Raw genomic sequence first — 16,927 nt, 5'->3', positions numbered from 1 at the left:
TCCAATTCAAAAAAGCTTGTTAGTGTTGATACCCATGCCACCTCAAGATGCAGGATTCATCCGAAACTCGCCTCTTGAGGTTGTATGGAGATAAAATAGATAGGCTTAGTATTCCCTGAGACTTTAATGATTTTTTCATTAGACATTAATCATGAATATTTAACCTTTCTCAACATAACTATTTGTTAACTTGGCGTATAAAAATAAGAAACGCTCAATTGCTAGGAGAAAATGATGGAAGGTGAAACTACATATTGGCAGGAAAATCTGCGCTTAATATTTATTAGTCTTGTCATTTGGTTTGTCGTCTCATTTGGTTTAGGCATATTACTTGTCGAGCCATTAAATGAATTTCGATTAGGTGGATACAAGCTAGGTTTCTGGTTTGCACAACAGGGTTCAATTTACACATTTGTTGCATTAGTTTTTTGGTACTCAGCTAAAATGAACAAACTAGATAAAAAATATAATGTGGAGGAGTCATAATGGATGAGTTAAAACTATATACGTATATTGCAGTTTTTGGTTCATTTGCTTTATATTTTGCAATTGCTTGGTGGGCTCGTGCGGGTTCTACAAGTGACTTTTATGTTGCAGGGGGAGATATAACACCGTTACAAAATGGTATGGCAATTGGTGCCGATTGGATGAGCGCAGCGTCGTTTATTTCAATGGCTGGTTTAATTGCTTTCTTAGGTTACGGTGGTTCAGTATTTTTAATGGGTTGGACGGGCGGTTATGTATTACTCGCCATGCTTTTAGCTCCTTACATGCGTAAACACGGTAAGTTTACAGTTCCAGAATTTATTTCGGATCGTTACTATTCAAAAACTGCACGTATTGTTGCTGTTATTTGTTTAATTATCGCTTCGTTAACTTACATCATCGGTCAAATGAAAGGTGTAGGTGTTGCTTTCTCTCGCTTCTTAGAAGTTGATTACGGTTTAGGTTTAGGCATAGGTATGGGCGTTGTTTGGGTATACGCTGTACTAGGTGGTATGAAAGGTATTACTTACACACAGATTGCTCAATATTGTGTACTAATCTTTGCTTATACAATTCCTGCAGTATTTATCTCTCTACAATTAACAGGTAACCCAATTCCACAGTTAGGTTTAGGTTCTACACTTGCTGATGGTAGCGGTGTTTACTTACTTGATAAACTTGATCTGGTTGTTACTGATTTAGGCTTTAAAGAATATACCACTGACAACTTAGGCGGCACGTTAAACATGTTCGCATATACTATGTCGTTAATGATTGGTACTGCTGGTTTACCTCATGTAATCATGCGTTTCTTCACTGTTCCATCTGTACAAGCTGCTCGTTCATCTGCTGGTTATGCTTTAGTATTTATCGCATTACTTTATACAATTGCTCCAGCTGTTGGTGCAATGGCTCGTTTAAACCTAATGAATACTATAGAACCTGCTGCGGGTCAAAATCTTGAATACGAAGCACGTCCACAATGGTTTAAAGATTGGGAAAAAACTGGCTTATTGAAGTTTGAAGATAAGAATGGCGATGGTAAAATTACTTATGTAGCTGATAAAGAAACTAATGAAATGGTTAAAGTTGACCAAGACATTATGGTACTTGCTAACCCAGCTATTGCTAACTTACCTAACTGGGTGATTGCATTAGTAGCTGCTGGTGGTTTGGCTGCCGCGTTATCAACCGCCGCCGGTTTATTGTTGGCGATATCATCCTCTATCTCTCATGATTTAATGAAAGGGGTGTTAACACCAGACTTGTCCGATAAAAACGAGTTACTAGCGGGGCGGATTGTGATGACAATTGCTATTCTGATCTCCGGTTATCTCGGGCTGCATCCTCCTGGCTTCGCCGCTGGAACGGTCGCCTTAGCATTCGGCTTGGCTGCCTCGTCAATATTTCCTGCACTAATGATGGGTATATTCGCTAAGAAAATGAGTGGTCCAGCTGCTGTATGGGGTATGTGTTCTGGTATCGGTGTAACTATGTTGTATGTATTCCAACATAAAGGCATCATGTTTATTCCAGGTACATCATTCTTAGGTGATATGGGTCCAGATTGGTTCTTCGGTATTTCACCGAATGCGTTTGGTGCAGTCGGTGCTCTTGTAAACTTTGCGGTAGCGTTTATCGTGGTAAGATTTACAGGTCCAGCTCCAGCTCATATTCAGGCAATGGTTGATAACTTCCGTAGCCCTTATGGTAAGATTGAAGCATCACACGATCACTAGTCACTTAGTGTAATGTGAAGCTAGAATGAGGCTAGACGATTTATCGCCTAGCCTTTTATTTTTTAACCTTTTAACTTTCAGATAAGAGCATCATTATTTTATGAATAAACACACTAAACTTGCATTATTAGTTGCCCCTTTTCTTATTCTAGGTGGATATATTGCTTCTGACTTATATGTTGAAAACCAAGCAGAAAAAAATCGTGTTTTTCAATTAGAGCCAGCGGGTAATTGCGATGTTATTAATAAAAGCTGTATTTTGAAATCTGGCGAATTTGAAGTGAACATTTATGATGAGGCTGGTATAACAACAGTTAATTCTACTTTCCCATTAGATACCGCAACCTTGTTCTTAGTGAGTAACGATGAAGAAGTAACTGCACATCCTTTAGGCATGAAAGAGAGTCCTTATTATTGGAAAAGCCCAACGGCTTTAAGAGAACTTGCATCAGCTAAAGGATCTAAATATAAGCTACGTTTAATTACTAATATTAAAGGTGGTCAATATATCAGTGAATTTACAACTAACACCATGTAATAGATAAAACTTACAGTAGTTTACTCATAATGATTAAAATACAATAAGATGAAGCACTGTAACCATCTATTATTTAGTTATCTAATTACAAGAGAATACCTATGTTTCCCAATTGGCAATTAACAACATTAAGCTTCTTTTACATTTGCTTATTATTTTTAATTGCTTTTATTGGAGACAAATATCGCAATAAACTTCTAGAACGTTACCAATCGAGTATTTACGCCTTAACACTTGGGGTTTATTGTACTTCGTGGAGTTTTTTGGGAACAACAGGGCAAACAGCTAATAATATTCTTTCTCATTTACCTATTTATTTAGGTCCTATTTTCCTCTTCTTTTTTGCTTGGCCTTTCATACAACGCATTATTCGAGTTAGCTTAAAGTTAAACTTAACCTCTATTGCTGATTTATTGGCAGCTCGTTATGGTAAGTCGCATAAACTCGCGGTTTTAGTCACCTTAGTGGCTTTAGTGGGAACCATGCCGTATATCGCTTTACAGCTTAAAGCGATTGTTTATTCGTTTACACAATTACAAGCCGAGCAAGACTTTAACCATTGGCAGCTAGGATTAGCCATTAGCTTAGTGCTAGCGGGGTTTACAATAGTTTTTGGTATTAGAAACATTGATGTAACGGAGCGTCACCCCGGCATTATGCTGGCGATAGCATTTGAGTCGTTAGTTAAGCTGTTTGCATTTTTAGCGGTTGGTGTGTTTGTTACTTTTTTCCTTTTCGATTCACCTGCAGATTTATGGGAACAAACAAGTGTAACTATTAACCTTGAAGACCAATTTAGCTTGCCGAGTATTGCTTCGGTACTGGCGATGTTAGTTATCACTATGGCGGCTTTTTTATCTTTACCTCGTCAGTTTCAAGTGATGGTGGTTGAGTTAAAAGAAGAAAAAAACATACACCTCAGTCGTCGCTTATTCCCTTTATATTTATTTATATTTGCATTATTTGCTGTGCCGTTAGGTTTAGCTGGGCAGCTACTATTAGGCGATAGTGTTCCTTCAGACGCTTATGTATTATTTTTACCAAGCTTAAAAGATCAAACATGGTTAACGCTATTAACTTTCCTTGGCGCCATATCATCTGCTAGCTCTATGGTGATTATTTCTGCTATCGCGTTAAGTACCATGCTCAGTAACGAAATTGTTTTCCCTCATTTATATCGTGCTAAAAAGTCCAGTAATGTTGATTACGACAGCTTTAGACAGCGCCTACTTTATATTCGTAAGTTTTTAGTATTCAGCGTTATCTTTTTAGGTTTTGGTGTTTCGCTAATGCTGCCATCAGATACTTTATCATCATTAGGTGAAATTGCTTTTGGTGCTTTTGCACAACTAACACCTGCATTGGTTGCCGCCTTTTATTGGCGTAGAGCAACTTTAACTGGAGTATATGCAGGTATATTAGTTGGCTTTATGTTGTGGCTAATGTTTAACTTTTTACCGCAATTTGGTTTATATATTCCACCATTTTCTGACGGAATTATTCCTGCTAGCAGCATGGCAACCTTAGTCAGCTTAACGGTAAATGTGTTTGTTATTTGGAGCTTGTCGCAGGTCAGTCGACAGAGTGTGCAAGAGCGTGTGCAAGCGTCAATATTTTTAGAATGGCAATCCCCTAAAGTGCTGACTTCACAAAAGTATCGTCATCTTGATTTTCGTGAGCTAGAACTGCTTGTTTCACGTTTTGTAGGGGAAGAGAAAACGGGTACGAGCTTTGATGAATTTCAACGTAAAACCCTTGAAATGAAAGTGGGTAATAACACCTACAATCAAATGCTACTTGAACATACCGAAAATACATTAGCGAGTGTTATGGGGGCTTCTTCTGCGCGATTAGTATTGTATTCAGCATTAGAAGGTCGAGACATAGCGCTAGATGAGCTTACTGTTTTGGTTGAAGAAGCTTCAACTCATCGCCAAAAATACAGTCGTAACTTATTACAGAGTGCGATAGAAAATGCCAGCCAAGGTTTTTCGGTGATTGATGCTGATTTAAAAATAGTGGCGTGGAACAAAAAGTACATCGACTTTTTTGATTATCCAAAAGAGCTAGTTTATGTCGGGTGTCCGATTGAAGATCTACTTAGATATAATGGTAAACGAGGCTTATTTGGCTCAAATGGCGTAACCGAGGCCGTTAATAAACGTCTTGAATACTTACGTAAAGGTAGCCCGCACTCTACAGAACGCATGTACAAAAATGGTAAATCTATCCGTATTGAAGGTAACCCTTTACCTGATGGCGGCTTTGTTATGATGTTCTCTGATGTTACGGCTTATCGACAAGCTGAGCGAGTATTAAAGGACGCTAACTTAGATTTAGAAAGCATAGTACAAGAGCGTACACAGAAGCTTGAACAAGTTAATGAAGCCTTAGCGAGTGCACGATATAAAGCTGAAGAAGCTCATATTAAAAAGAGCCAATATTTGAAAGCCTGTAGCCATGATTTGATGCAACCTTTAGAAGCGGCTCGACTTTTCACTTCAGCTTTAGCGGATCAAAAAAATCTAAATCCGGTGCAAGAACGACAAGTCAATAATATTGATCGCTCTTTGAAAGTGGCTAGTGATTTGTTATCTGATTTAAGTGAAATCGCTCGCATTGAAAGTGGCAACATCAAACCACAGTTAGAAATTTTTAAAGTTAATGAACTGTTTGATAACTTAGCTCAAGAGTTTTCAGCTTCTGCTGTTGAAGCTGAAGTAGATTTTCGTGTTGTCGGAAGCTCTGCATGGATAAAGTCAGACAAACGCTTACTCCGCAGAATACTACAAAACCTTATAGGCAATGCTTTTCGTTATGCCAGTTCAGGTAAGGTTTTATTAGGTGCTCGGGTTGTCGGTGACTCTGTAAATATTCAAGTTTTAGATAACGGCCCAGGTATTCCAGAAGATAAACAATTATTGGTATTTGAACAGTTCACGCAATTAGACACTTCAAGCCGTCAATCCACTCAAGGTTTAGGGCTTGGTTTAAACATTACGCAAAGTTTAGCTCAACTGTTGGGTCACAGCTTAGAGCTTAAATCGAAAGAGGATCAAGGTTGTAAATTTACCTTACTGGTTGAAAAAGCCGTTGCAGGTAATATTCGAAAAGCAAACGCACCTATCATAAGTACAGGGTTTAAAGACGTTACTGTGTTATGTATTGATAACGATCCTGATGTATTAGCAGGTATGGTGGCGCTTTTAGAAGCTTGGCAATGTAACGTGCTAACTGCAGATTCTTATGATTCAGCCAATCAAATTTTTGATGAAGAGGGCGAGAGCGTTAGAATTTTATTGGCTGATTATCAGTTAAATAATAATGAGGATGGTTTAACGCTTATTGCGCAAATACGTGAACGTTGTCCATACTATTTACCTGCTATATTGATCACTGCGGCTACTGAGAGCGAAGTTGATATTAAAGCCGAACAAGCCGATGTAGGTTTTATGAGAAAGATAGTGAAACCAGCAGCCTTACGAGCAATGATGAGTGCTAAATTAGCAAAAAACCTTCAAGACAATTACTTATCTTAAAGGTTTTCTATAATAACGAGTTCACTGTTTTAGCTTAACTCGTTATATTAATGTGCATCGCTTATCTATAGCTTAGATTATTTAAGGTTAACTTCTGCAATATCTAATTGACTGATCGCGATAACCGCTTGTGTGCGATTACGTACATTTAACTTGCGAAAAATTGCTGTTGCGTGCGCTTTTATTGTCGCCTCAGAAACATGTAAGTCGTAAGCTATTTGCTTGTTTAGTAAGCCTTGGGCAAACATCAACAAAATTTTATATTGTTGCTGAGTTAAACTTGCAACACGTGTTGATATATCTGTACTTTCATGATCATTTTCAAGCGCTTGAAAAGCTTCTGGAACCCATACATTTCCAAATAACACTTGTTGAATCGCCGTAAAAATAAGGTCAACAGGTGTTGATTTTGGAATGAAACCTGCAGCGCCAAACTCCATTGATTTACTGATGGTTTCTTGATCTTCATGCGCAGAAACAATCACCACAGGTATTTGTGGAAAATGATTTCGTACATGTATCAAGGTATTAAAACCATGAGCACCAGGTATGTTCAAATCAAGCAAAAGCAAATCGCTGTCGCTGTGACTCGTCAATTGTTGTTCAAGTTCAGGTATTGTTTGTGCCTCTAGCCAAGCGGTATCAATAAATTTTGATTTTAAAGTCCCCAATAAAGCTTGTCTAAATAAAGGATGGTCATCAGCTATTATAATTTTTTCTGGCTGAATCATAAGAATATTCCTTAGGATATAGTTTATTAAGTATAAATGAATTAACGAAAAATCTTTATTAGACTTTAGCATAATAAAGAGAAACTGCTCGTATCGTTTTAAATAATTATTCGAGGTAAGATTTTATAGTTATATTTTTATGTTCGTTAGTAATACTAATTGATTAATTAAACGAGCTATTCTTGCATGGGAAAAATGGATAATTACAAGACATAAAACTTAGTAAGTAGTTATTCTACTTATAAATTTTATAACGTAGTCTTATTAATTTTAACCATTAAAAATGAGTAGTTAATTAATCAATTTGGTATAACACGAGGGCGAATACTATAGCAGTGTCAGAGGGAATAATAGTAAAGGTTGGTATTTTGATCCGTGATAATGAGAATGCTTAATTAAAACAGGATGAAAGCAAAGTTTAAAGGCTATTGATGTGAAAATATAGTAAGGGTTTAAGCTATCTAAATCATTATGTGAAAGATTGTAGATAGCTGTAATATTCTAAATAAATAACTTAATCTGACATGCAAATATTTATTGATCAACCACTATCACTTCGATACCAATGTTAATCAGGCTTTCTTTAAATTCAGCAGAAATACCTGAGTCTGTTATTAGTTTACTCACATTTGATGGTTCGATAATTTTATATAAACACACTTTATTAAATTTTGATGAGTCGGCAACAACAATAACTTCACTTGCCGCGCTACACATAATTCTGTTTAGCGTTGCTTCTGCTTCAAAGTGTGTGGTTATGCCTTTATCCATGTGAAAGCCATCAACGCCTAAAAATAGCTTGTCAGCATGTAATTCTTTTAAGGTTTTTTCTGCTTGTGTGCCATGGAAATACATACTTTTACGACGCAATGTACCACCCAACACCACTAATTCAACATTCGGATAATTAGTAATAGAATTAATCGCATTTAAATCGTTAGTGATAACCGTAATATTTTCTTTGTCGGCTAGCTGTTCGGCAATTCTTTTAGTCGTTGTACCTGAATCAAGAATTATCGAATCACCTTCACAGATCATATCAGCAGCAGCTTGTGCAATTTTACACTTACTATCAACATTAAGTTTTTCTTTTAAATGAATGTTAGTTTCAGTTGTTTCACTACTTTCTGAATTTAAAAAAGCGCCGCCATATGTACGTGTTACCACACCACGTTGTTCTAAAAATTTTAAATCTTTTCGGATGCTAACGGTTGAAATATTAAAGAGATTAGATAGTTGCTGTACTTGCACACTACCATTTTCATTAAGTAGACCAATGATTTTTTTACGTCTAGCGCTTGTATCTCGCATTAATTATTTCTCTAAATACATTTAATTATCTGGTCATTATTGTAACAGGCGAAACATTGAAGTGAAACTTTTAATATGATTTAGGCGAATATTGCAAAAATAATGAGTAACTGTAACTAAAAATATAGTAAGTGGTATATAAGCCATAAATAATTCACTCATGTTTGCATTTTATCTAATTTTTTAAAATAGAATGTTATTTATATTTATCTGTTTTATAAGAATATTCTGGTATTTAAAATCAATATAAGTACGAATTTATTTTGCTAATCTCACTTATATATTTTAACTAAAAACCACCTGTGTGTTTTGTTATGTTTCTTTTTGTTTTCTCTTTACCCTTTCGATTATTTCATTTACTATGTTTTAGTTGTTTGATCATAGTTAAAACTCTTTACACCTATTGTTAGGAAAATATATGAAATTTATAACCTGTTCGCGTACTTTTAAACTACTTACTGTTTTGGCGTTGTCTATGACCTTTTTGGTAGGACAAGTTCAACTAGCGTCAGCCAAAGAAAACACCTTTGCCTTTGAAAAGCTTAATAATGGTTTGGCTAAAACACCACCTATGGGATGGAGTAGTTGGAACCAGTTCGGCGTTGAAATTAATGAGCAACTGATTATTGAAACCATAGACGTTATGGTTGAAAACGGTATGAGAGATGCAGGTTATATTTATGTCAACTTAGACGATGGTTGGCAACAAGATAAAGGTAAGCGAACAAACAAACCTTTGGATTACGATAAAGAAAAGTTTCCACGTGGTATTAAGTACTTATCTGAATATGCGCATAAAAAAGGTATGAAGTTAGGGATCTACTCAGGTCCTGGTGAAACAACTTGCGCGGGTTATGCTGGTAGCCAAGGTCACGAAAAACAAGATGCTGATATGTTTGCTTCGTGGGATGTTGATCATTTGAAATATGATGCGTGTTGTTCTCATGAAAAATCGAGTAAAAGTGAAGTACAAGAAGTATTTTATAAAATGTCGAAACCGCTTATTGATAATCCTAAAGATATCGTTTTACACGCCTGTCATTGTGGTTGGACTGATATATGGGAATGGGCAGGTGATATAGGCGCTAATCACTGGCGAGTAGGACAAGACATTTCTGATGATTTTGATTTTCCAGAAAATAGAGAAGGTTACTATTTTGATGTATTAGATATGCTGGATCGTGGTGAAGGACTTGATGGATACAACATGCCAGGTCAGTGGAATGATTTCGATATGTTGATTGTTGGTCTTAATGGGAAAAGCAAAGAGCTTGTTGGTGCTGGCGCATCAAACATTGAATACAGAACACACTTTAGTTTGTGGTCTATTTTATCTTCACCTTTATTAACAGGTACTGATGTACGTAATTTAGATGCTTATACTTTAGAAACACTTACCAACAAAGAAGTGATCGCGTTAAATCAAGACCCTTTAGGTAAACAAGCAAAAACCATAAAGAAAGTTGGAAACATTCATATTTTAGCTAAAGAAATGTCTGACGGAAGTTGGGGAATTGCTATGTTAAATCGAGGTAGCGAAACGGAAGTTATATCGGTTAACTGGATTGAAGATCTCGGACTGAAATCAGATAAAGTTAGCGTTAGAGATTTATGGAAACATAAAGATATGGGCGAATTTCCAAAAAGTTATGAAGCCGAGGTTATCTCACATCAAGCCGTTATGTTAAGAGTTTACCTAAACTAACCTTTTAACGTCTAATACTAAAAGGCACGATTAACAGTATAAGTTAATCGTGCCTTTATTTTTTAGCCTATGTGTCTTCGTCGAACAGCCATATATTAGTGATTATTTAACGAGATATTCGCTTAATATTGGTTAGAAGCCTTCTAAAACAATTTTACCTATCGAATTTCCTGCTTCTAATTCTTTATGTGCTAGTTTAAGATTTTCTGCATTAATCGTTCCTAAGCTTTTACCTACAGTTGTTTTTACAAAACCTTTATCAATAAGGTCTGCTACTTTATTAAGTAAGTGGCTTTGCTCTTCAATATCACTCGCGTCAAACATCGCACGTGCAAACATAAATTCAATATGAAGAGATAAACTTTTCAATTTAAGCTTCATTACATCTAAGCTTTCTGAAGGATCGTCAATTAAGGCAATTTTACCAAACGGAACGAGTAGTTCTATATAGCTATCAAAGTAGCTACCTGTACCATTCAAACTTGCTACATGAGTTACAGAACCAATATTTAATACATCTATTTGAGGTTTTAATGGCTTAGTATGATCTACCACATAATCAGCGCCTAATTCTTTAACCCAAGCCTGTGAGCTTTCACGAGAAGCTGTCGCGATAACGGTAGCTCCTGTAATTGCTTTTGCTAATTGAATAAGAATAGAACCAACACCACCTGCAGCGCCTACGACTAAAATAACTTCATTAGATTTAGCATTTGAACCTGCTTCTTGCTGTTTAATAGCTAAATGTTCAAACAAAAGTTCGTACGCAGTAATTGTTGTTAAAGGTAAAGCCGCTGCTTCTACATCAGACAAGCTTTTTGGTTTAAAGCCAACAATACGCTCATCTACTAATTGATATTCTGCATTACTACCTTGACGAGCTAGAGCGCCTGCATAATAAACTTTATCACCAATTTCAAATTTAGATGCTTGATCGCCTTTCTCAAATACTTCACCAACAGCATCCCAACCAAGTACTTTATATTCACCTTCTTCCGCTGACATTCGTGTTCTAATTTTATAATCAACAGGGTTTACAGCTATCGCATTTACTTTTACCAAAATATCGCGACCTGTAGCTTTTGGTTGCGGTAATTCAATATTCATTAACGATTCAGCTTCATTAATAGGTAACGATTCTTTATATCCAACAGCTTTCATAGGTGTAACTCCAATAAAGTTATTTAAATGGTTAATTTAAAATTTTGTTATTCAATGTGTAACTCATGACAACATAATAGGGTTTCATTTAACAAAGATAAACAGCATAATAATTAGAACATTATCAAAAATAATTTGACAATATGCTGTTAGAAGATTTACAGGTTGTATTAAAAGTAGCTGAGTTTAAAGGCATCACCGCGGCAGCTAAAAGTTTAAACATGCAAACGGCGACAGCTAGTGCAGCGATTAAACGTGTAGAAAAAGCTTTAGGTAAAGATTTGTTTGTTAGAACAACTCGACAGTTAAGACTTTCAAGTGCTGGAGAACGGTATATTCCTCAATGTCAGCAAGCACTCTTAACACTAGATCAAGCTAAAAAGAATATGCGTGATGATCTTGATGTAATAGATGGCGAACTGCGTATTGCTTCATCGTCAGATTTTGGTCGTAACTTAGCAGCAGTATGGCTTGATGAGTTTTTAGAAGCTCACCCTAAAGTTAATTTAAAATTAAGTATTAGTGACAGCAATATTGATCTATACCGAGACTCGATTGATATTGCCTTACGTTATGGCTATCCATCGGATTCAAATCTTTACGGGTTTAAAATTTGTAATGTGCCTCGGCTGTTATGTGCAGCACCAGAGTATTTAGAGAAAAATGGAACACCAAAACATCCCCACGATCTAGCTGAGCATAATGGATTGTTTTATCAACTTAAAGATGTCGTAAACGATACATGGCGTTTTACGCGCGAAGAAGAAGAATTCAAAATAAGAGTGCTGGGCAATCGGGCTTCCAACGACGGTGATTTAGTGAGGCGTTGGTGTGTTGATGGTAAAGGTTTGGCGTTTAAGTCTTGTTTAGACATCTCTGAGGATCTTTTGTCTGGGCGTCTTGTGAAAGTTATGCCTGAATATAAAACGACTATGACAGAATTATGGTTAGTGTGTCCTAGCAAACAATCTATAACGCCTGTTGTACGATTACTAAGAGATGTTTTTAAAGAAAAGTGTGCTGTTATTCTCACGCGATTAGTAAACCAAGGGTTGTTAGATAAAAAGGATATTGTCTAATATTCTGTAATATTAGACATATTAGACATATTATTCACCTTTGTTTAACGCTTGTTTCTTCTATTTTACATCAGGGGAGTAAAGTTATTTTATTGGTTGTTCACGAAATAAAAATAAAACTAATGAGGCGATCTAACCCAAGTTATTTGGGCTAAATCTCGTTAACCGGGGGGAGTTAACTTTAAACAAGCAGGTGAGTGTTGAGTTAATTATCAAAAGCTAAGAAGTAAGCTGAAACTAAGGCGATTAACATACCAATAGCAACAATAGGTGCAGGCAGAACAGACAACATAATTAATGATAAAATACTGGTAATGATTGGCGGTAAGCAATTAACCAACGGGCTAACGACAATAGCTTTGCCGTATCTAAAAGCAAATACTAAGAATAGGGCACCAAAAGAGTTTAATAAGCCAATAGCAAAAGCTAAACCAGCACCGTCCCAATTCCAATTTGCAGAAGCTGGAGAGTCCACCATAAACCATGCGATAGGACATAATAATAAGCTGGTTAGTGCCATATAAAAGAAGATACTTTCAGCGGCAATTTTTTCATTAGCATATTTGATAAAGTAACCTTGAACACCCCAAGCAAGAAATACTAATAATGCATACAGAAACCAACCAGAATATTCAGCGCCAGCACCAGGTTCAGAATAATTTAAAAAAGGTACAGCAATAAGTGCCAATGCAATACCAATCCAGCCCTTTTTGCCAGCTCGCTCTTTTAGCAAAACTAATGACATTAAAATAGTAACAACGGGGGCAAGTGCAATAATAGGAAAGATTAAATAAGCGGGACCATTGGCGATAGCCCCAGAATATAAAATTAACTGCCCAATACCACCTAATAATCCGATAATAGAACCAAAAATGATTGAAAACGCACTTTTATCTAATTTAAAGTTAGCTGACTTTAAAGCAAAAAAAGCCGTAACTCCCATAGACAATGCCCACATAATAAAACCTAGTTCAGCAGGGAAGTTATTTCCTTCAGGAATTGATATTAATGCGCCCCAAGTCCCCCATAATACGATGGTTAATATTGAAAATGTTAACCAACTATATTTACTGCTTTTTCCTTTTGAAGAATGTATAGATCCTTCTAGATTATTATCTGCTGAGCTCATTACTTACCCTTATATTTATTATGTAAATCTGTTTAAGTTATTTGGCTTAATTTTCTAATGCTGTTAAATCATCAGATGAAAATTGATGACCATTTAACTTGGCTGCGTAAAGTGCAGAGCCAATAACAGGTTGGTATTTAGGTTTTACTAATGTAAAGCAACCGACTGCTTCAGATAAGTATTTATTTAAAGGTTTTAGGATCAAATCTTTGGCATTAAAAACACCGCCAGAGTATGACACTATAACTTCTTCATCTTCTTTATATCCAAGCTGTTTACGTGTGCTTTCAATAATTAATGTTAGTTCTTGTGCAGCTTTATCAAAAATAGCTAAAGCCGTTGTATCTCCAGCTAAAGCGGCATCCGCAACAATGACCGATAACTGGGCTATTTTACTTCTTGATGCTTGCCATTGATTTAAAACTACACCACAAATATCAAGATCGTTAGTTAAGTTAAAATGAGATTTAATTAACGTATAAAGAGGTCCTTGTTCAAGTCTGCCGTCACTCATACGAGTAAAAGCTTCAAGACCTAATTTTGCCACCCAATAAGCAGAACCTTCATCACTAAACACTTCACCCCAACCACCACAACGAGCTTGAGTACCATTAAACTCGCCGTAAGCTATTGAACCTGTTCCAGCAACAATGTTAATACCATTTTTACAGCCTAATGCAGATGCCCAACCGGGTATCATGTCGTTACCGCAAATGTATTTACTAATAGGAAACAGTTCAGATGGAATAGCGGTTATTTGATCAATTACTTGGCTATCTTCACCATAAGCGGGTAACCCGAAAAAGGCGTAATCTATTTGGTCAGCTGATAATTTTGCTTTTATCAGTGTTTTAATTACGCCGTTAACGAGTAATGTTTTTAAACCGTCCAAACCTATTTCGATATAATACGAAGTGGTTTCCTCATGTTGCGCGAGTACTTTTCCTGCTTTATCAATGATGATAAAAGCTGTTTTTGTACCACCACCGTCTATACCTAAATACATCTGTTTTTCCTTTTTCTTTTGTAACTTAGCGCTAAAACTTATGCATTCAATGGATGAATGATCACGCCTTGAACAACACGGTTTACTGTACCAGAAACACTTGGCGTATCTGGTTTGTTTTGAAGTGCTAATGCATGATGAAAAGCATAAATTTGAGCACAGACAATGTATGGGAAAATTAATAAGCTATCTGTTAATGCAGCATCATGATTAATAAAGATATGATCGCCATCAATACTGGCATCTTTTTGAGTGGTAATAGCAACAACTTGTCCTACTTCACCGTCATTGCGTAATTCTGCTAATAAATCAAGATCATACTTTCTTGTGTAGCTGTCGTTAGACATGTAAATAACGACTAAAGTATCGCTATTTACTATGGTTTTAGGACCATGACGGAAACCTAAAGGAGAATCATAAACGGCAACCGTTTGTCCGTCAGTTAATTCAAGTAACTTTAACGCTGACTCTTCAGCTAATGCTTTTAAACCACCACTACCTAAAAATACTACTCGGCTGTATTTTCTATTCGCCATCGATTTTAATAAATCATTGTATTGATTAATGACTTGTTGTGCAGAATCACCAATCAATTGAGCATTTTTAGCTAAGTCTTCATTTTTTGTTAGTACAGTTAGTGCTGTAAACATCATTGATGTGAAACTAGATGTCATAGCAAAGCTTTGATCGTTTGTTTCTGCAGGCATCAGTATAGCTAAACATTTATCGTTGTTTTGACAGTGCTTAAATAAAAGGCCTGATTCGTTACAAGTAACAACTAAGTGATAACAGTTTGTTACTAATTCTGACGCAATTTCAACGGCTGTTACGCTTTCAGGGCTATTACCTGAACGAGCAAAAGATACAACTAATGTTGGCTTATCTTTTAATAAAAATTGTGAAGGATTAGATACGATATCTGTAGTGGCTATAGCTTCTACGGTGCGATTTAATTTTTCTGATAATGCAGGAGCAATGCTACCACCAGCAAAAGCTGAAGTACCAGCACCTGTGAGGATGATACGTAAATCACTATCGGCAATCAAAGGTGCTAAAAATGCCTCTATTGTACTTGCATTTTTTTCAATGATTCCTTGTGCATTTAACCAAGATGTTGGTTGTTGGCTAATTTCTTTTGCAGTCCAAAACCCGCCGAGTGTCGTTAGCTTTTCTTCGCTAATATCTAAATATTTCATTTACTTTCCTTACTGTTTAAACGTTGGCAGGTCTACATGCATTTAAGTATTGCTTAAGTACTGCGTTAATATGATGAATAACTATTTTTTCTACTGTTGCTGTAATTTCACCCGCTCTTACTGCTTGGTATTGAAGCGGCAAGTATTGGCTTAATAATGTTAATGGTACTGACTTGTTTTCAAAATTATCAGACATCACTTTATAAGCGTTTAATACCTGAGTTTGAGGCCAGTAATAACGAACACGATCACTTAAGCTATATTGACAATCAAGCTCTAACTGTTGGCCTTCACTGGTATAATAAGGCTGCCAATATTTAGGTAAGTCTTTCATTACCTTTTTCATTGTTGCTTTCAAGTTAGACGTTTGGTCTGCCGCTAACCATTCTTGTTCAATTTGATCTAATGCCCATAAAGCTTCACGAAGCGCAAAGGTAACACCAGGACCAACTTTTAAAATAGCGAAATGATCGCGTACTAAATTGCTTAAGTTATTTTCTGTTTGATAATCTGTTGAATGAGCTTCGAAGATCATATGAGGCTGGCTATTAATAAACTCACTTAATTCTTTAGCTTTAGTATCTTGATAATCAATCACTTTATGATGATCAAACTCTACACCAGGTTGAACAACTAATGCGACAATTCTAGGCCAAACGGCCTCAAGACCATGAGCATCAAACACTGTTTTATGAGCCAAAATGGTTTGTTTTGCTGCATCTGGAGAGGTTACTTCAAGTTCATCTAATTCTTCTGTAGCGCCGCCCGGAACAGGAACTTCAGTTCCTATAATATATACAGGTGCTTCGCCGCCAGTTTCTTTCCATGCTTTTTCAGCTATTTGACATAATTTTGCGGCACGACCAGCAACTGTTTCGTCACTTAATGGAATAGGATCATCAGAGCAAGACATTGAACAATCTAAATGAATCTTCTTAAAACCAGCTTTCACATATTCTGCAATAAGTATTTCTGATTTTTGCATAGCAACTTCTGCTGTAAGGCTCTGCCAGCAATTTGGACCTAAATGATCGCCACCTAAAATTATTTTATCTCTCGGTAATTTAACTTTATCTGCAATAGTAAAAACTAGCTCTCTAAAGTCGGCAGGTTGCATGCCTGTATAGCCACCATCTTGATTTACTTGATTCGATGTTGCTTCTATTAAGGCATATGTATCAGTTGTTAATGCAAGCTCTAAAGCAGCTTGTATTACTAGAGGATGTGCTGAACACACAGAATAAATACCTAAAGGAACTCCCTCTTTATGCTTTTTCACTATATCGAGTATTGCTTTCATTCTTTTG

At 36.3% G+C, this 16,927-nt stretch carries 13 protein-coding genes; 6 read left to right on the top strand and 7 right to left on the bottom strand.

Annotated features, from left to right (window positions below; translation table 11 throughout):
• Positions 1 to 234 precede the first annotated feature (234 nt).
• From ACPUVN_RS14055 to ACPUVN_RS14040, 4 genes are all read left to right on the top strand, one after another.
• Positions 235 to 486 (top strand): DUF4212 domain-containing protein, encoded by a 252-nt coding sequence (locus tag ACPUVN_RS14055; RefSeq protein ID WP_426359704.1) that lies wholly within the window; start codon positions 235 to 237, stop codon positions 484 to 486.
• Entirely contained in the window at positions 486 to 2,225 is a 1,740-nt protein-coding gene (locus ACPUVN_RS14050) for a sodium:solute symporter family protein (protein WP_426359705.1), read from the top strand. Before ACPUVN_RS14055 ends, ACPUVN_RS14050 begins: the two co-directional genes overlap by 1 nt.
• A gap of 100 nt (positions 2,226 to 2,325) precedes the next feature.
• Positions 2,326 to 2,763, top strand: a complete 438-nt coding sequence (locus ACPUVN_RS14045) for a hypothetical protein (protein WP_426359706.1) — start codon at positions 2,326 to 2,328, stop codon at positions 2,761 to 2,763.
• A 101-nt stretch (positions 2,764 to 2,864) separates the two neighbouring features.
• On the top strand, positions 2,865 to 6,302 hold the full coding sequence (locus ACPUVN_RS14040) for a hybrid sensor histidine kinase/response regulator (RefSeq protein WP_426359707.1): 3,438 nt from the start codon (positions 2,865 to 2,867) through the stop codon (positions 6,300 to 6,302).
• A gap of 77 nt (positions 6,303 to 6,379) precedes the next feature.
• Here the strand turns inward: ACPUVN_RS14040 and ACPUVN_RS14035 are convergent, their stop codons facing one another.
• Entirely contained in the window at positions 6,380 to 7,033 is a 654-nt protein-coding gene (locus ACPUVN_RS14035; RefSeq protein ID WP_426359708.1) for a response regulator, read from the bottom strand.
• Positions 7,034 to 7,567: 534 nt separating this feature from the next.
• The gene (gene agaR / locus ACPUVN_RS14030) at positions 7,568 to 8,344 is read right to left on the bottom strand and encodes a transcriptional repressor AgaR (RefSeq protein ID WP_426359709.1); all 777 of its coding nucleotides are present in this window, start codon (positions 8,342 to 8,344) and stop codon (positions 7,568 to 7,570) included.
• Positions 8,345 to 8,762: 418 nt separating this feature from the next.
• On the opposite strand from agaR, the gene ACPUVN_RS14025 reads away from it, so the two are divergent.
• A complete protein-coding gene (locus ACPUVN_RS14025; protein WP_426359710.1) occupies positions 8,763 to 10,049 on the top strand; it encodes a glycoside hydrolase family 27 protein in 1,287 nt (428 codons plus the stop codon).
• Positions 10,050 to 10,181: 132 nt separating this feature from the next.
• On the opposite strand, the gene ACPUVN_RS14020 is transcribed toward ACPUVN_RS14025, so the two are convergent.
• Entirely contained in the window at positions 10,182 to 11,210 is a 1,029-nt protein-coding gene (locus ACPUVN_RS14020) for a zinc-binding alcohol dehydrogenase family protein (RefSeq protein WP_426369278.1), read from the bottom strand.
• Between the two features lie 143 nt (positions 11,211 to 11,353).
• On the opposite strand from ACPUVN_RS14020, the gene ACPUVN_RS14015 reads away from it, so the two are divergent.
• Positions 11,354 to 12,289, top strand: a complete 936-nt coding sequence (locus ACPUVN_RS14015) for a LysR substrate-binding domain-containing protein (RefSeq protein ID WP_426369277.1) — start codon at positions 11,354 to 11,356, stop codon at positions 12,287 to 12,289.
• A gap of 205 nt (positions 12,290 to 12,494) precedes the next feature.
• On the opposite strand, the gene ACPUVN_RS14010 is transcribed toward ACPUVN_RS14015, so the two are convergent.
• Genes ACPUVN_RS14010 through ACPUVN_RS13995 form a run of 4 tightly spaced genes read right to left on the bottom strand, consistent with a single transcriptional unit; the run spans position 12,495 to position 16,920 of the window.
• Positions 12,495 to 13,418, bottom strand: a complete 924-nt coding sequence (locus ACPUVN_RS14010) for a DMT family transporter (protein WP_426369276.1) — start codon at positions 13,416 to 13,418, stop codon at positions 12,495 to 12,497.
• Positions 13,419 to 13,464: 46 nt separating this feature from the next.
• Positions 13,465 to 14,424 (bottom strand): N-acetylglucosamine kinase, encoded by a 960-nt coding sequence (locus ACPUVN_RS14005; protein ID WP_426369275.1) that lies wholly within the window; start codon positions 14,422 to 14,424, stop codon positions 13,465 to 13,467.
• A gap of 38 nt (positions 14,425 to 14,462) precedes the next feature.
• Positions 14,463 to 15,620, bottom strand: a complete 1,158-nt coding sequence (locus ACPUVN_RS14000; RefSeq protein WP_426369274.1) for an SIS domain-containing protein — start codon at positions 15,618 to 15,620, stop codon at positions 14,463 to 14,465.
• 16 nt (positions 15,621 to 15,636) lie between these two features.
• Positions 15,637 to 16,920, bottom strand: a complete 1,284-nt coding sequence (locus ACPUVN_RS13995) for a D-tagatose-bisphosphate aldolase, class II, non-catalytic subunit (RefSeq protein ID WP_426359716.1) — start codon at positions 16,918 to 16,920, stop codon at positions 15,637 to 15,639.
• Positions 16,921 to 16,927: the final 7 nt, after the last annotated feature.

The organism is Pseudocolwellia antarctica (genome assembly GCF_049933045.1).
Classification (GTDB): domain Bacteria; phylum Pseudomonadota; class Gammaproteobacteria; order Enterobacterales; family Alteromonadaceae; genus Pseudocolwellia.
The sequence above is the reverse complement of the archived record's forward strand: the minus strand, read 5'-3'. Positions and strand labels throughout refer to the sequence as shown.

What these genes read in the sequence shown, in the direction of transcription:
- ACPUVN_RS14055 (WP_426359704.1), top strand. Translation starts at nt 235, where the DNA reads ATGGAAGGTGAAACTACATATTGGCAGGAAAATCTGCGCTTAATATTT.
- ACPUVN_RS14050 (WP_426359705.1), top strand. Translation starts at nt 486, where the DNA reads ATGGATGAGTTAAAACTATATACGTATATTGCAGTTTTTGGTTCATTT.
- ACPUVN_RS14045 (WP_426359706.1), top strand. Translation starts at nt 2,326, where the DNA reads ATGAATAAACACACTAAACTTGCATTATTAGTTGCCCCTTTTCTTATT.
- ACPUVN_RS14040 (WP_426359707.1), top strand. Translation starts at nt 2,865, where the DNA reads ATGTTTCCCAATTGGCAATTAACAACATTAAGCTTCTTTTACATTTGC.
- ACPUVN_RS14035 (WP_426359708.1), bottom strand. Translation starts at nt 7,033, where the DNA reads ATGATTCAGCCAGAAAAAATTATAATAGCTGATGACCATCCTTTATTT.
- agaR (WP_426359709.1), bottom strand. Translation starts at nt 8,344, where the DNA reads ATGCGAGATACAAGCGCTAGACGTAAAAAAATCATTGGTCTACTTAAT.
- ACPUVN_RS14025 (WP_426359710.1), top strand. Translation starts at nt 8,763, where the DNA reads ATGAAATTTATAACCTGTTCGCGTACTTTTAAACTACTTACTGTTTTG.
- ACPUVN_RS14020 (WP_426369278.1), bottom strand. Translation starts at nt 11,210, where the DNA reads ATGAAAGCTGTTGGATATAAAGAATCGTTACCTATTAATGAAGCTGAA.
- ACPUVN_RS14015 (WP_426369277.1), top strand. Translation starts at nt 11,354, where the DNA reads ATGCTGTTAGAAGATTTACAGGTTGTATTAAAAGTAGCTGAGTTTAAA.
- ACPUVN_RS14010 (WP_426369276.1), bottom strand. Translation starts at nt 13,418, where the DNA reads ATGAGCTCAGCAGATAATAATCTAGAAGGATCTATACATTCTTCAAAA.
- ACPUVN_RS14005 (WP_426369275.1), bottom strand. Translation starts at nt 14,424, where the DNA reads ATGTATTTAGGTATAGACGGTGGTGGTACAAAAACAGCTTTTATCATC.
- ACPUVN_RS14000 (WP_426369274.1), bottom strand. Translation starts at nt 15,620, where the DNA reads ATGAAATATTTAGATATTAGCGAAGAAAAGCTAACGACACTCGGCGGG.
- ACPUVN_RS13995 (WP_426359716.1), bottom strand. Translation starts at nt 16,920, where the DNA reads ATGAAAGCAATACTCGATATAGTGAAAAAGCATAAAGAGGGAGTTCCT.